The sequence below is a fragment of the Pacificimonas pallii genome, assembly GCF_019204005.1.
Lineage (GTDB): Bacteria > Pseudomonadota > Alphaproteobacteria > Sphingomonadales > Sphingomonadaceae > Pacificimonas > Pacificimonas pallii.
Map to the genome: position 1 here is coordinate 245,902 of NZ_JAGSPA010000004.1, position 13,759 is coordinate 259,660.

Annotated in this window: 11 protein-coding genes and 1 tRNA gene; 9 read left to right on the forward strand and 3 right to left on the reverse strand. The window is 64.7% G+C overall.

The annotated features are described in order from the left end of the window. Nucleotides 1-5 precede the first annotated feature (5 nt). The 3 genes from leuS to holA are packed head-to-tail and all read left to right on the forward strand — an operon-like array spanning nt 6 to nt 4,071. On the forward strand, nt 6-2,516 hold the full coding sequence (gene leuS / locus KCG44_RS13060) for a leucine--tRNA ligase (RefSeq protein ID WP_218446549.1): 2,511 nt from the start codon (nt 6-8) through the stop codon (nt 2,514-2,516). Beyond that, nucleotides 2,513-3,004 (forward strand): LPS assembly lipoprotein LptE, encoded by a 492-nt coding sequence (lptE, locus tag KCG44_RS13065; RefSeq protein WP_218446550.1) that lies wholly within the window; start codon nt 2,513-2,515, stop codon nt 3,002-3,004. Before leuS ends, lptE begins: the two co-directional genes overlap by 4 nt. Next, a complete protein-coding gene (holA, locus tag KCG44_RS13070) occupies nt 3,001-4,071 on the forward strand; it encodes a DNA polymerase III subunit delta (RefSeq protein WP_218446551.1) in 1,071 nt (356 codons plus the stop codon). Before lptE ends, holA begins: the two co-directional genes overlap by 4 nt. 107 nt (nt 4,072-4,178) lie before the next feature. Here holA and KCG44_RS13075 read toward each other — a convergent pair whose 3' ends face one another. Further along, on the reverse strand, nt 4,179-5,624 hold the full coding sequence (locus KCG44_RS13075; RefSeq protein ID WP_218446552.1) for a peptidoglycan DD-metalloendopeptidase family protein: 1,446 nt from the start codon (nt 5,622-5,624) through the stop codon (nt 4,179-4,181). Between the two features lie 298 nt (nt 5,625-5,922). Here KCG44_RS13075 and KCG44_RS13080 point away from each other — a divergent pair, with 298 nt between their 5' ends. The 5 genes from KCG44_RS13080 to KCG44_RS13100 all read left to right on the forward strand — a co-directional run bounded on the left by KCG44_RS13080 (nt 5,923) and on the right by KCG44_RS13100 (nt 10,436). Then, nucleotides 5,923-8,442 carry a helicase-related protein gene (locus tag KCG44_RS13080; RefSeq protein WP_255536562.1) on the forward strand — a complete coding sequence of 840 codons (2,520 nt, stop codon included), beginning with the start codon at nt 5,923-5,925 and terminating at the stop codon, nt 8,440-8,442. Then, nucleotides 8,439-8,774, forward strand: coding sequence for an RNA-binding S4 domain-containing protein (locus KCG44_RS13085; protein ID WP_255536563.1), 336 nt, complete (start codon nt 8,439-8,441; stop codon nt 8,772-8,774). Before KCG44_RS13080 ends, KCG44_RS13085 begins: the two co-directional genes overlap by 4 nt. 208 nt (nt 8,775-8,982) lie before the next feature. After that, nucleotides 8,983-9,318 carry a ferredoxin FdxA gene (gene fdxA / locus KCG44_RS13090; protein ID WP_218446553.1) on the forward strand — a complete coding sequence of 112 codons (336 nt, stop codon included), beginning with the start codon at nt 8,983-8,985 and terminating at the stop codon, nt 9,316-9,318. Between the two features lie 291 nt (nt 9,319-9,609). Continuing rightward, the gene (locus KCG44_RS13095; RefSeq protein ID WP_218446554.1) at nt 9,610-10,176 is read left to right on the forward strand and encodes a CarD family transcriptional regulator; all 567 of its coding nucleotides are present in this window, start codon (nt 9,610-9,612) and stop codon (nt 10,174-10,176) included. A 173-nt stretch (nt 10,177-10,349) separates the two neighbouring features. Beyond that, nucleotides 10,350-10,436, forward strand: a tRNA-Leu gene (locus tag KCG44_RS13100). A 247-nt stretch (nt 10,437-10,683) separates the two neighbouring features. Here the strand turns inward: KCG44_RS13100 and KCG44_RS13105 are convergent. Next, nucleotides 10,684-11,358, reverse strand: a complete 675-nt coding sequence (locus KCG44_RS13105; RefSeq protein WP_218446555.1) for a TIGR04283 family arsenosugar biosynthesis glycosyltransferase — start codon at nt 11,356-11,358, stop codon at nt 10,684-10,686. Further along, complete coding sequence (locus KCG44_RS13110) at nt 11,351-11,941, reverse strand: TIGR04282 family arsenosugar biosynthesis glycosyltransferase (protein ID WP_218446556.1); 591 nt, start codon at nt 11,939-11,941, stop codon at nt 11,351-11,353. Before KCG44_RS13110 ends, KCG44_RS13105 begins: the two co-directional genes overlap by 8 nt. A 50-nt stretch (nt 11,942-11,991) precedes the next feature. On the opposite strand from KCG44_RS13110, the gene KCG44_RS13115 reads away from it, so the two are divergent. Continuing rightward, complete coding sequence (locus KCG44_RS13115; RefSeq protein ID WP_218446557.1) at nt 11,992-13,635, forward strand: alkaline phosphatase D family protein; 1,644 nt, start codon at nt 11,992-11,994, stop codon at nt 13,633-13,635. Nucleotides 13,636-13,759: the final 124 nt, after the last annotated feature.

A 13,759-nucleotide genomic window follows, 5' to 3' on the forward strand; every position in this document is an offset into this window, starting at 1 on the left:
ATTCCATGAGTGCGAAGTTCGATGCCGCCGCCGCCGAGGCGCGCTGGCAGGGGGAATGGGATGCGCGCGGCACGTTCGTCGCCGACAGTGCGTCTGAAAAGCCGAAACGCTACGTCCTTGAGATGTTCCCTTATCCCTCCGGGCGCATCCACATGGGTCACGTCCGCAATTATGCGATGGGCGACGTCATCGCGCGCCAGCGCAGGATGGCGGGCGACGAGGTGCTGCACCCGATGGGCTGGGACGCCTTTGGCATGCCGGCGGAAAATGCCGCCATGGAGCGCGGCGTGCATCCGGAAGGCTGGACGCGCGGCAACATCGCCGCAATGCGCGCGCAACTGAAAACGCTGGGTTTCGCGATCGACTGGAGCCGCGAATTCGCGACCTGCGATGCCAGCTATTATGGTCATGAACAGGCGCTGTTCCTGAAATTTCACCAGGCTGGCCTGATCGAGCGGCGCGAGGCCTATGTGAACTGGGACCCGGTCGATATGACCGTCCTTGCCAATGAGCAGGTCATCGATGGCAAGGGCTGGCGCTCCGGCGCGGATGTCGAGCGCAAGAAGATGGCACAGTGGTTCCTGAAAATCACCGACTTTGCCGACGATCTGCTGGACGGTCTCGAAGGGCTGGAAAACTGGCCCGACAAGGTGCGCACCATGCAGGCAAACTGGATTGGCCGCTCGCAGGGGCTGAGGTTCAGCTTTGCGATTGAGGGTCGCGAAGACCGGCTGAGCGTTTACACGACCCGCCCGGACACGCTGTTCGGCGCGAGCTTCGCCGCCATCGCCGCGGATCACCCGCTGGCGTCCGAGCTGGCCGGGACCGATGCCGGTATTGCGGCGTTTATCGACAGTTGCCGCGCGACAGGCACAACCGAGGCGGAGCTGGAAACGGCGGAAAAGCGCGGCTACGACACCGGCCTGCGCGTCGTGCATCCGCTGGATGACGGCATGACGCTACCTGTCTTCATCGCGAATTTCGTGCTGATGGAATATGGCACGGGCGCGGTTTTCGGTTGCCCGGCGCACGACCAGCGTGATCTCGATTTTGCGCGGAAATACGCACTCCCCGTGCCGCGCGTCGTCGCGCCGGAGGGTGAGGCCGGCGAGGGCATTCAGGACGAGGCCTATACGGGGCCCGGCAAGCTGGTGAATTCCGGCTGGCTGACCGGTATGGAGGTCGAGGGCGCCATCGCCGCCGTCATCGAAAAGGCCCAAAGCGAGGGCTGGGGCGAGGGGACGGTGCAATATCGTCTGCGCGACTGGGGCATCAGCCGCCAGCGTTATTGGGGTACGCCGATTCCCTTCGTGCACTGCCCCGCCTGCGGCGTCGTGCCGGTTCCCGAAGATCAATTGCCGATCGAGCTGCCGAAGGACGTGAATTTCGACAGGCCCGGCAACCCGCTGCTGCGTCACCCGACGTGGAAGGACACGAACTGTCCCAAATGCGGCGAGGCGGCGGAACGCGAGACCGACACGCTCGATACATTCGCGGATTCCAGCTGGTATTTCCTGCGCTTCGCCAGCCAGCCGGACGACACGGCCTTCTATCCCGCGGAAATCGCCAAATGGCTGCCCGTCGACCAGTATATCGGCGGCGTCGAGCACGCGATCCTGCACCTGCTCTACGCCCGCTTCTGGACGCGCGCGCTAAACCATATCGGCATGGTCGACGTGAAAGAGCCGTTCAAACAGCTGTTCACGCAGGGCATGGTCACGCACGAGACCTACCGGTCTGACGATGGTCGCTGGGTCGAGCCGACATCCGTTGAGAAGCGCGGCGGCGCCCTTTTCGAACGGGGCACCGGCGCCGCGATCACAGCCGGCCGCATCGAAAAGATGTCGAAGTCCAAGAAAAACACGGTCGACCCCGAACCCATCATCGAACGCTATGGCGCGGACGCTGTACGCTGGTTCGTGCTGTCCGACTCGCCGCCCGAGCGCGACCTCGAATGGTCCGATGCGGGCATTGAGGGTGCCAATCGCTTCGTCCAGCGCCTGTGGAAACTGGTCGGCAAGGCGGGCGAGGGCGACGGCGATGACGAGGCCCTGACCCGCAATGTCCACAAGGCCATTCAGGGCATCACTGAAGACATTGACGCCCTGCGCTTCAACAAGATGGTCGCGCGCTGCTATGAATTGACCGGGGCCATCGAGAAGGCGAAACCCAGCGCCGCGCGTGCCGAGGCGATCCGGACCCTCGTCCTCTTGGCCGCGCCCGCCATGCCGCACATCGCCGAGGAAGCCTGGTCGATCCTGGGCGGCGAAGGCCTTGCCGCCGACACGGCCTGGCCCGTCGCCGACCCCGCGATGCTGGTCGAGGACAGTGTGACCATCGCCGTTCAGATGAACGGCAAGCTGAAGGACACGCTCGACATCCCCAGGGGCCTGCCGCGCGAGGAGGTGGAGGCCGCGGTCATGGCGCGCGAAAAGGTCGCCGCGGCGCTCGCCGGCAAGACGCTGCGGAAAGTCATCGTCGTTCCCGACCGTCTCGTGAATCTGGTGGTCGGATGACCCGCCGCGCGCTTTTGATCGCCGTCACGGCATTGTCGCTTGGCGGGTGCCAGCTGGCACCCGTTTATGGCGGCGGCGGCAATAGCGCGGCGGCGCAGACGCTGAACAGCATCAGCGTGTCATCCATTCCTGACCGTCCCGGCTATCTGGTACGGCAGGCGCTGCTCGACCGGATGACGGGCGAGGGGGACACGCGCTACCGGCTGGATGTCGCGCTTGACGACGAGATTAGCGGCCTTGGCATTCGCGGCGATGATTCCATCACGCGCGAACGGCGAACGCTGCGCGCGCGTTATCAGCTGATCGACCAGGTCACGGGCAATACGCTGATCGATGAGACGGTGCGGACGGACAGCGGCATCGACGTCGTCAGTTCCGATTATGCCGTCGTCGCGGCGGAACAGGACGCGCTTGAGCGTCTGTCGGAAGATATTGCCAGCCAGATTACCGCGCGCATCGCCAGCTTCGCGGCATCGCGGGACCGGTGAAGGCCGACAAACGCCCCGCCATCGACGCGGCCATGGCGGCCGCCATGGCCAATGGCTCCGCGCAGACGCGCATCTGGCTGTTTTATGGACAGGACGAGGCGGGCGCGAAGTCCGCCGCCGACCGGCTGACCGCGGCACTGATCGGTGGTGACCCCATGGCCCGCACCGACTTCACATCCGCCGAACTGAAGGACGATCCGTCACGGTTGGCGGCGGAGGCCGCGGCGATTTCCATGTTCGGCGGCAACAGGACGATCCGTGTCGACCAGGTGTCCGAGGCCCCCGGATCGAACATCCGCGCCGCTGTCGAGGCGCTGCTGCAGGCGCCAGAGGCGGGCAATCCGGTGATCCTGTCCGGCGGCGATATCAAGGCGACCTCGGCGCTGGTGAAAATGATCGGCGGCAGCGATCTGGGCGCGGCGCTCAGATTCTGGCAGCCGAATGCGCGTGATGCCGCTCAGCTGGCGCAGGAATTATGCGCGGCGGCGGGTTTGCAGCCCGACCGGGCCGTACAGCAGGCAATGGCGCAGATGATCGTCGCCAATCGTGCCATTGCCGAGCGGGAGATCGAGAAATTCGCGCTCTATCTGGATGCGTCCGCGGACGATCCAAAGGCGCTGAATGAAGATGTCATGGACCTGTTGGGGGCGGCGTTTTCAGAGGGCGATTTTTCGGCGCTCACCATGGCGGTGGCGGGCGGCAACCCGGATGCGGCGGCACGTGAACATGCGCGGCTGCTGCATGATGGCAAGGTGAGCGTCGCGCAGCTTCGCGCGGTACAGCGCCGCTTTTCCCAGCTGGTGTCGCTGGCGCGCGGCACGGCGGCGGGGCAAAGCGCAGAAGCGGTGATCGAGGCCGAGGGCCGACGTATCTTCTGGAAGGAGAAGGCCGCCCTGACGCGGGAGCTGAAGCTGTGGAATGCCCGCGACGCCGAAACCGCGCTCGGCCGGCTATCGGAGGCGGAAGTGAAGTTCAAGTCCAGCGGGACGGCGGATGGCGACCTGCTGACCGCGGACATATTTCTGACACTCGCCCGCCGTGCGCAGGCGCGTGGGCGGCGGATCTAAGGCTTCACGCGGTTCAGCCCGGATGCGTCCCCAGCTGCACCTGGCATCATCGGCTCAGCGAATTCGCGGTCGGACCCGCAAAGCCGACAGCGCGGAATTCCCGGTCGCTAGGGCCCGTTGACGACCTCAATATCGGCACCTGCCTCGTCCTTGTTCCCGACCGGCGAAATGCCGCGCAGGCGGGCAAGTTCGGTCTGGAATGCGCGCAGCTCGCTGCCGGTCAGTTCGACGCCGGTTGGCAGTTTCTGCGAACGCGGGTTCACCGCGCGTCCGGCGACGTGCACTTCATAATGCAGATGCGGCCCCGTCGACATGCCGGTGGACCCGACATAGCCAATCTTCTGTCCCTGACTGACGCTGGTGCCGCGCCCGATACCGTCGGCGAAACCGCGCATGTGGCTGTAGCTGGTCACGATGCCGTTGCGGTGACGGATGCGGACCTGATTGCCATAGCCGCCATTGCGTCCGGCGAAAATGACGGTGCCCGCTGCGGTCGCTTCGATAGGCGTGCCGGAACGCGCGGCGTAATCAATGCCCTTGTGCATGCGCGTGCGCTTCAGGACCGGGTGACGGCGCATACCGAACCCGGATGAGGTGCGCGCGCCGCGTACAGGCGACAGCGACATCCCCTCTTTCACGCCCTTGCCGTCAGCAAGAAAATACTGCGTCTTGCCGTCCTTTTCCCATGCGGCGATTTCCAGGTCTTTTCCCTGTCCATCAAGGCGCGCATACAGCAATTCGCCGGTCTGGGTTTCCCCCGTCTCGGCGCGTTTGTGCGCGACGACGACATCGAATTCGTCAGAGGCATAGACGTTGCGCTGGAAATTCACGCGCGGGCTCAGCACCTTGATAAAATTGGCAACGACGCGGCTTGGCAGGCCGGCGGTCCGCGCCGATTTGTACAGGCTATCGCCGACGAGGCCGGACACGCGCAGCGGCGTGTCATCGATCCGGATGGGTACCGGGCGCACGAACAGATCACGGCTGGCGTTGCGGGCGATTTCGATCTTCAGGTCGAAGGCCGCGCGAAAGGCGAGTTCTTCCAGGGGCCGCGGCTGTGTCCGGTCGGTACGGCGGCCCAGGACGAGATCGAAGGTCGTGCCGGGCTGCAGGCGGGAGATGTCGGCGTGATCCTGAACCAGCGAAGTGGCCTCCGCAATATCCGACATGCTGACGCCCGCGCGGCGCAGCGCGCCCGAGAAGCTGTCGACCGCGCCCAGCTCCGCCACCAGCTCTATGCGCGGCCGCTCGGGCGTTTCTTTCAGCGGTTTGACAAGAGCGGTCGCGCTGACCTTCATTCCCGTCTGGCCGCCTTTGGAAAGCGGTGCGACGCGGATCGCGGTGAGCGAACCGAGCTGTGCGCTTTGCAATGCGGGTGCCGCGCGCGCCGGCAGCGATGCCGGACTGCTTGCGATCAGGAACGCGATCGCCAGCATGATGACCAGTGACGCCATCCCGCGCCACCAGCGTCCCGTGCCGATATCATCGCCCAGATCGACAAAAAAGCGCTGTGCGGGATGCGCCGGGGCGGGTGCTTGCGTGTTCGCAAACATCGCCAGTCCATCAAGTGCCGCGCCCTTGTACAATTAGAGACCCCTCCCTCGCCGCCTGTCCACATGCGCATGCCAGGCTGGCCAACTTCTGGAAACCATATCTCGGTGAGACTGAATTTTCCTGTGAATCCGAATAGTCACGCAGAATCCTTAATGTCAAATAAACGGAATCGGCGATAGCGCCTCCTTGCGGTGAACGGTTCACATGAAGGGATGAACGGAGTCCGCGCCGGAACCATCCACAAGCGCGGCAATCTTGGCGCTTGCGATGCGCGCAGGGAGCCGCCACATTCCTGCCATGGCTGCCCCGAAGCTGACCGCCGTCCTTGGCCCCACCAATACGGGCAAGACGCATCTCGCGGTGACGCGCATGTGCGGCCATGCATCCGGGATGATGGGATTTCCGCTGCGGCTGCTGGCGCGCGAAGTCTACGACCGGGTCGTCGCGATCAAGGGGCGGGCGCAGGTCGCGCTGGTGACCGGCGAAGAAAAGATCGTCCCCGACGGCGCGCGCTACTGGCTGTGTACGGCAGAGGCGATGCCCACCGATATTCACCCCGAATTTATCGCCATAGACGAGGTGCAGCTCGCCGCTGACCCGGAGCGCGGCCATGTGTTCACCGACCGCCTGCTCCACCGGCGCGGTACGGCGGAAACCATGCTGCTGGGCGCATCGACGATGATCCCGATGGTGCGGCGCCTGTTGCCCGACGCCTTCATCGAAAGCCGCCCCCGCTTTTCGCAGATCACCCACGCCGGTCCAAAGAAACTGTCGCGCCTGCCGCGCCGCGCGGCACTGATCGCGTTCAGCGTCGAAGAGGTGTATGCGCTTGCCGAAATGCTGCGGCGGCAAAAGGGCGGCGCGGCGGTGGTGATGGGCGCGCTCAGCCCGCGCACACGAAATGCTCAGGTGGACCTCTACCAGTCGGGCGAGGTGGATTATCTTGTCGCGACCGACGCCATTGGCATGGGTCTCAACATGGACATCGATCATATCGCCTTCGCGGCCCTGTCGAAATTCGATGGACAGAGAAACCGCCGACTTTCGCCTGCGGAAATGGCCCAGATCGCCGGGCGGGCGGGGCGATACCAGACCGACGGTACATTCGGCACGCTGGTCTACGGTGACGCTGGCGGACCCGAGTTGCAGGAACCGGAGGTCGAGGCGATCGAGAGCCACGACTTCACACCCGTGAAGCGGCTGACGTGGCGCAATGCCCGGCTCGACTGGCGGTCGCTGCCCAGTCTGATCCAATCGCTGGAGCAGCGTCCGGAACGGGATGATCTGGCGCGGACGAACCGCGCGACGGACGAGGCGGTGCTGAAGCTACTTGCCGAAGATCCCGTCATTGCGGGCCGCGCAGGGTCGCCGGAGCGCCTTCGTATATTATGGTCGGTTTGCAACCTGCCCGATTATCGCAAGTCCGGGGCAAAGGAACATGCGCGTCTCGCGGCGCGTATCTTCCTCAATCTGACGGAGGGCGATGGCCATATTCCGACCGACTGGATCGCGGCGGAAGTGGCGCGCCTTGATGACAGGCAGGGCGGCATCGACGCGCTGTCGCACAGGATCTCGGCGGCGCGGACCTGGACCTATATTTCACATCGCGAGGCCTGGCTGGCCAATCCGCGCCTGTGGGCCGACCGGACGCGCGCGCTCGAGGAAAAGCTCTCGGACGCGCTGCACGAACGGCTGCGTCAGCGGTTCGTCGACAGGCGTACGTCGGTCCTCATGCGCGACCTTGCGGGCGGCGCCGACATGCTGCCCCTGGAAATCGACGGCGACGGGACCGTCGCGATTGGCGGCGAGGAAATCGGAACACTCACCGGGTTTCGCTTCACGGCGGAAACGGCTGCGAAGGCAGGCGAGAAAAAGCGTCTGATCGCCGCCGCCGAGCGCCGCCTGTCCGGCGAGCTGGCAAAGCGCGGGGCCGAGCTGATTGCCGCGCCCGATCACGAATTCGAGCTGGCGCTGACCGGGAAACTTCCGCCCCGTATCCTGTGGCGCGGCGCGCGCGTGGCTCGCATTCATGGCGGACCGACGGCGCTGCGGCCGCGCATCCGGCTCGCGCGGGCGATCGGTGCGCTCGATGCCGGTTTGACGGTCAGGATGGCGGAAAAACTGTCATCGTGGCTGTCAGCCCGGATCGAACATCATCTCGCCCCGCTCGCCCTGCTTGCGAAGACGGCGGATTCGCAGAATGCCAGCCCGGCGGCGCGGGGTCTGGCCGTGCAGATGATCGAGGCGCTGGGCGTTCTGGAAAAGCGGCCTCTCGCGCCGTTGCTGGCCTCGATGACCGGGGAAGACCGTGCACTGCTGTCGAAGGCCGGCGTCACCATCGGCATCACCCACCTGTTCGTTTCGGGGCTGCTGCGCCCGGCGCCGACCCGCTGGCGGCTCGCCCTTTGGGCCATTGCCTCGGGCCTTGAGAAAATGCCGCAGCCGCCTGCGCCTGGAATCGTCTCCTTTGCGGCCGATCCGGCCGCTCCCGATGCGTTTTATCCGGTGGCCGGATTTACCGTCATTGGCGGCCGCGCGATCCGGCTCGACATGATCGAGCGCCTGTCGCGTGCCCTGCATACGCAGCGCAAGGGTATGAAACCGTTCATGCCCGATGAGAATTGGGTGCCAACGCTGGGCCTCGACGCCGCGGATTTTGGCAAGGTGATGCGCGCGCTGGGGTATCGCCGAACAGAGATTGACGGGCGGCGTGCATTCCTCTGGCGCGGCCTCGACCGCCCCGTGCGGGATCGCCGCGGCGAGCGCGCGCCGTCGCCGCACTCTCCGTTCGCGGCGCTGAAGGCGCTGAAGGTTTGAGCGGTACGCGGATAGATGGGCCGGTCCCGGCGCAGCGTATCGACAAATTCCTGTGGTTTGCCCGTCTGACAAAAACGCGCGGCGAAGCCCAAAGTCTCGCCAAGCGCCGCCGGATCAGGATAGAAGGACGGGTGATCAGGCGCGCCTCCGCCTGTGTGCACGTCGGCGATGTGATCGCGTTCACGCGGGGCGAGCGGGTCAGGATCGTGCGTGTCAGTGCCCTGGGGGATCGCCGCGGACCCTATACCGACGCGCGCGAACTTTATACCGACCTGGCGCCAGGCTTTGCCGTTTCGGATCGGCGGGATCATGTTCAGGACAGTCCAGGATAGGTGAGGATATGCGACGGGGCGCGGGGCCCGCCGCCAATGTCGGTGCCATGATGGCGTTCATTCCGAACGCCTCGCCAGCCAAGCCGAATCCATATCGTCACAGGCACGCGAAGCGGCGGCGCCCGCCCGCTAATCTCAGGATTGACCCTGTTCGGACCCACGCTTACGAACGCGGCTGTCCAGTAGTTAATCGGGGTTACAGATCGCCATGACCTACGTCGTCACCGACGCCTGCATCAAATGCAAATATACCGACTGCGTCGAGGTATGCCCCGTCGACTGTTTCTACGAGGGCGAGAACATGCTCGTCATCAACCCGTCGGAGTGCATCGATTGCGGCGTGTGCGAGCCTGAATGCCCCGCGGAGGCCATTCTGCCCGATACGGAGGACGGCCTCGAAAAATGGCTGGAACTCAACAATACCTATTCCGCCGAATGGCCGAACATCACGGTGAAGAAGGACGAGCTTCCCGAGGCCGATGATCACAAGGGTGAAGACGGCAAGTTCGAGAAATACTTCTCGGCCGAACCCGGCGAGGGCTGAGGTTTTCGGCCGCGCGCATCGCCGATGGCGCGGCCGACAGTAACGGATTGGCAACGTGCCGGGGGTGCCGCGCCTTCTCGACTGGCGCATTTCGTTCTTTTCTGTTATGGTAATGTGATAATCGTAAGAATTTCGGTTCTTGCGATGAAACCTATATGGCCGACCAGTTGCAGCCTGCGCGACTGAATCCGGTTTGTGACAATTGGTGCAGGCACCATACAGCGATGGCGAATTCAGACGGGCACGCCGTTTCGTGCAGGCTGTAAAGCCGATGCTGTCCTAGGAGTATTTATGGCCGCCAAGAAATCTTCTCTCAGCTTTGCTGCTGGTGACTTTGTTGTATACCCAAAACACGGTGTGGGCCGTGTGATCGAAATTCAGAAAACCGAAATCGCCGGGGAAGCGCTGGAGCTTTATGTGCTGCGCTTCGAAAAGGAAAAAATGACCCTGCGCGTCCCCACCATGAAGGCTGAAACCGTCGGCATGCGGAAGCTGTCCAGCCAGGCGACGCTCGCCGACGCGATGACGACGCTGAAGGGCAAGCCGAAGGTCAAACGCACCATGTGGTCGCGCCGCGCTCAGGAATATGAGGCGAAGATTAATTCCGGTGACCTTGTCTCCATCGCCGAAGTGGTGCGTGACCTGCACCGCGGTGATGACCAGCCGGAACAGTCCTATTCCGAACGCCAGATTTTCGAGGCGGCGATCGGTCGCCTCGCCCGCGAGCTCGCCGCGCTTGAAGGCACTAATGAGGATCAGGCACAGGAGAAGATCGTCGGTGTTCTCGTGAAAAAGGCCGCGGCGGTCGCCCGCGCCGCGGCAAAGGCTGAGGAAACGGAGCAGGCGCAAGCTGCCTGATTTCCTCCATCCCTGAGAAAAGCCGCTCAAAATGAACGCGGCAAACGCCCGTTTCGATAGAGATATCGAAGCGGGCGTCCTTCTTTGGGAGACAGCGCTTGCGGGGCCAATATGGCTCTGCTAAGGCGCGGCGCTTGCCAGACGGGTCCGACCCGTCGCATGCCATCACAAGTGCGGTCGTGGCGGAATTGGTAGACGCGCAACGTTGAGGTCGTTGTGGGCGAAAGCCCGTGGAAGTTCGAGTCTTCTCGACCGCACCATGATGGTTTCTCCGGTCCAGATCAGGGTTTTATCCAGGCCGGCGCGCAATCGCGTGCCGGACCGGCGGCAATTGAGCGTCGCGGAAACACGTCTGCGTCTCGTCGATGAAGATCGCGGGTGACCCAAGTGCACCGCGCTCGGTGGTTTCGTCAATGTTCTGCCCCCGGCGCGCGCCTTGATATCCCGGTCACGGGCACGGTCGGCGAGCGTGTCGCCATTGACTGGCTGTGTTCTGATCCCCGCCCGCTACAGGCGGCGTCCGCGGTAGAATGCGGAAAGCCGCTCGGGCGAAATCCCCATTTGCCAGCCGAGCAGCATGGCCTGATTGATCGCGGTCGTCTTCACGGCTCCCTTCTTGCGCCAGCGGCGGGGCGAGGTGACGGCGTGTTCCGGCCGGGTGACGACCCTGCCAAGCGCACGGGCGCGGCGGACAAGATCGAAATCCTCCATGATCGGGACCGCCCGAAACCCGCCCAGCCGCCGGAACATTTCCGCCCGCAGGAACAGCGCCTGATCGCCATAAGGCAGGGAGAATACCCGGCTGCGCATATTCGCGCCCCAGCAGAGAAGGCGCTCCGCACGCCGGGCATTCCTGATCGCCAGTGAAAAGGCACCGAGCGAGATGCCGTGATCCTGCATGCTGTCCCGAACACCCGTCGTCCATCCAGCTGGCAGATGCGTGTCCGCGTGCAGGAAAAGGAGTATGTCACCAGAGGCCGCACCGGCAGCCGCATTCAGCGCCGCGCCGCGCGGGCCGGTCGATGCGACGACACTCGCGCCGTGAGCACGCGCGATCTCCACGGTGCCGTCCGTGCTGCCGCCATCGGCAACGATCACCTCCGCGCCCGCAAGCGTAGCGAGGCAGTCGCCGATCCTGTCCGCCTCGTCGAGGGCGGGGATGATGACGCTGATGTCACGCACCGGGAACAAGACCGGCCGCCAGTTCCGGCCAGTGCCGCAGGTCCTCAGGACAGTCGCAGTCGGCTAGTGTGGCGGCACGCGCGACCGAAATATCGCAGCGCGCCGCGTTCGCCATGACGGCGGCAAGTACATCGTCCGTGCCCCAGCGAACGCCCTCAAACAGGCGCGGATCGGGCCGGGTCATGCCAACCAGCCAGAATCCGCCATCTTCAGCGGGACCAAAAACCGCGTCATGCGCATCAAGCTGCATGGCGGCGGCGCTGACCAGCTCTGCGCTCATGCCCGGCACATCGCTTCCCACCACGATCGCGGGGCCAGGTATCAGCGCGGCGAGCATGCGTGCGCCAAGGTCGTCGCCCGCGTCTTTCCGCAGGCTGATGCCCGCGCCAAATCGTGTCCGCCATGCCCGGTCGTCTCCGCCTGTCACCGACAATATCGGCAAGAGCGGTGCCAGACGGTCAAGCGCGCGCGTCACCAGCCGCGCCTGCAGCATCGCCGCACCGTCCGCGCCCAGCATTGGAATCATGCGGGTCTTGCAGCGGCCAGGCTCAGGATAGCGCGCGAAGATGATGGGGCGTATCATGTTTGTCACAGGTTTGGCCTAGCAGGCCCACGAAGCCTAGGGGAGATGTCATGAGTATCGAATTGCGCCGCCGTCAGTTTCTGGGTGCCACCCTCGCCGCGGCGGGGAGCATGACGGCGGGGCTTACGCTGCCAGGCGCCGTGATGGCGGCCACAATGGGGCGCGGCTTCACGCACGGCGTTGCCTCTGGCGAGCCCGCTGCCGATGCCATTCTTCTGTGGACGCGCTATGTCGGCGCGGCCGGGGCAAGCGACACGCGCCTCACCGTCGAACTGGCCGAGGACGCCGAGTTTGGCCGCGTCGTCGCATCGGGCGAGGCGACGTCATCGGAGGCTTCGGGCCACTGCGCAAAAGCGGTGCTGTCCGGCCTGTCGCCCGCGACGTGGTATTTCTATCGGTTCCGCGCGCCCGGCGGTGAGACCTCGGTGGTCGGCCGCACCCGCACGCTGCCGGCGGCGGGGACCGATCCATTCGCAATGGCGGTCATGTCCTGCTCGAACCTGCCTTTCGGCTATTTCAACGCCTATGCCCATGCGGCCATGCGGAACGACCTGCATCTGGCGGTCCATCTCGGCGACTATTTCTATGAATATGCCGCCGGCACCTATCCGGCTGCGGACCAGAAAATCGCGGGCCGGGACGTCGACCCGGCGCATGAGATCGTGTCGATGGACGACTATCATCGCCGCTATGCCGTCTACCGCGCCGATCCCGACCTGCGGCGCCTGCACCAGGTGCTGCCCATGGTCAGCATCTGGGACGATCATGAAATCACCAATGACGCATGGGAAGGCGGCGCGGAGAATCATCAGCCTGATACAGAAGGCGACTGGGACCTGCGCAAAGCCACCGCCAAGGCCGCCTATCGCCACTGGATGCCGGTCAGCGACGAGCCGTACAAGGCCTACCGCATCGGCGATCTGGCCACGCTGTTCCGGCTCGACACGCGCATCGAGGGCCGCGACGAACAGGTCGATGTCGCGCGGGTCTTCGCAGAGGCGGGCAGCTTCGCGGCCGCGGTCACACGGTTGAAGGATGCCGACTGGGGCGACTCTGCACGGACGATGATGGGCATGCGGCAGGAAGCCTGGCTGAAGGAGGCGCTGGCCTCGTCGGTTTCATCGGGCCAGCGCTGGCAGGTGCTGGCGCAGCAGGTCGTCATGGGGACGACCTATACGCCGTCCGCCATCGGCGCGTGGCTCGACCCGGCAGCGCCCGATTATGTAAAACAAAGGGTCAATGCCGCGCTTGGCCTGTCACAGGCCGGTATTCCGGCCAGCATGGATGCCTGGACCGGCTACCCCGCCGCGCGGTCGCGCCTGCTGACGGACGCGCAGGCTGTCGACGCCAATCTGGTGGTTCTGGCGGGCGATAGCCACAATAGCTGGGCATTCAACCTGACGGAAAATGGCGCGCCCGCGGGCGTCGAATTCGCCGTCTCGTCCGTCACGTCGCCCGGTTACGAAGCGTTCTTCACGCGAACGGACCCGGCGGTCATCGAAAGCGCGATGATCGGCAGCAGCCCGGAACTGCAATGGACCGACCTGTCCCGGCGCGGCTATGGTGTGGTAACGCTGGAGGCGGAGCAGGCGCGCTGCGACTGGACCTATGTTGATACGATCAAGACGCGCAGCCTGACGGCGAAGCCCGGCAAGAGACTGTCGGTGCAAAGAGGAGCGAACGTGCTCACATGATCCGGCGTTTCTGACCCCGTCGCCATGGTCTCGCCCGCGAAAATTTGATCATGTCTGCGAAAGCTGGCCAAATGAAAGACGCCCGCCCGGACCCTGGTACGACGACCAGTGTCCGAACGGGCGC

What these genes read in the sequence shown, in the direction of transcription:
- KCG44_RS13110 (WP_218446556.1), bottom strand. Translation starts at nt 11,941, where the DNA reads ATGATACGCCCCATCATCTTCGCGCGCTATCCTGAGCCTGGCCGCTGC.
- lptE (WP_218446550.1), top strand. Translation starts at nt 2,513, where the DNA reads ATGACCCGCCGCGCGCTTTTGATCGCCGTCACGGCATTGTCGCTTGGC.
- KCG44_RS13080 (WP_255536562.1), top strand. Translation starts at nt 5,923, where the DNA reads ATGGCTGCCCCGAAGCTGACCGCCGTCCTTGGCCCCACCAATACGGGC.
- KCG44_RS13115 (WP_218446557.1), top strand. Translation starts at nt 11,992, where the DNA reads ATGAGTATCGAATTGCGCCGCCGTCAGTTTCTGGGTGCCACCCTCGCC.
- KCG44_RS13075 (WP_218446552.1), bottom strand. Translation starts at nt 5,624, where the DNA reads ATGTTTGCGAACACGCAAGCACCCGCCCCGGCGCATCCCGCACAGCGC.
- leuS (WP_218446549.1), top strand. Translation starts at nt 6, where the DNA reads ATGAGTGCGAAGTTCGATGCCGCCGCCGCCGAGGCGCGCTGGCAGGGG.
- KCG44_RS13095 (WP_218446554.1), top strand. Translation starts at nt 9,610, where the DNA reads ATGGCCGCCAAGAAATCTTCTCTCAGCTTTGCTGCTGGTGACTTTGTT.
- fdxA (WP_218446553.1), top strand. Translation starts at nt 8,983, where the DNA reads ATGACCTACGTCGTCACCGACGCCTGCATCAAATGCAAATATACCGAC.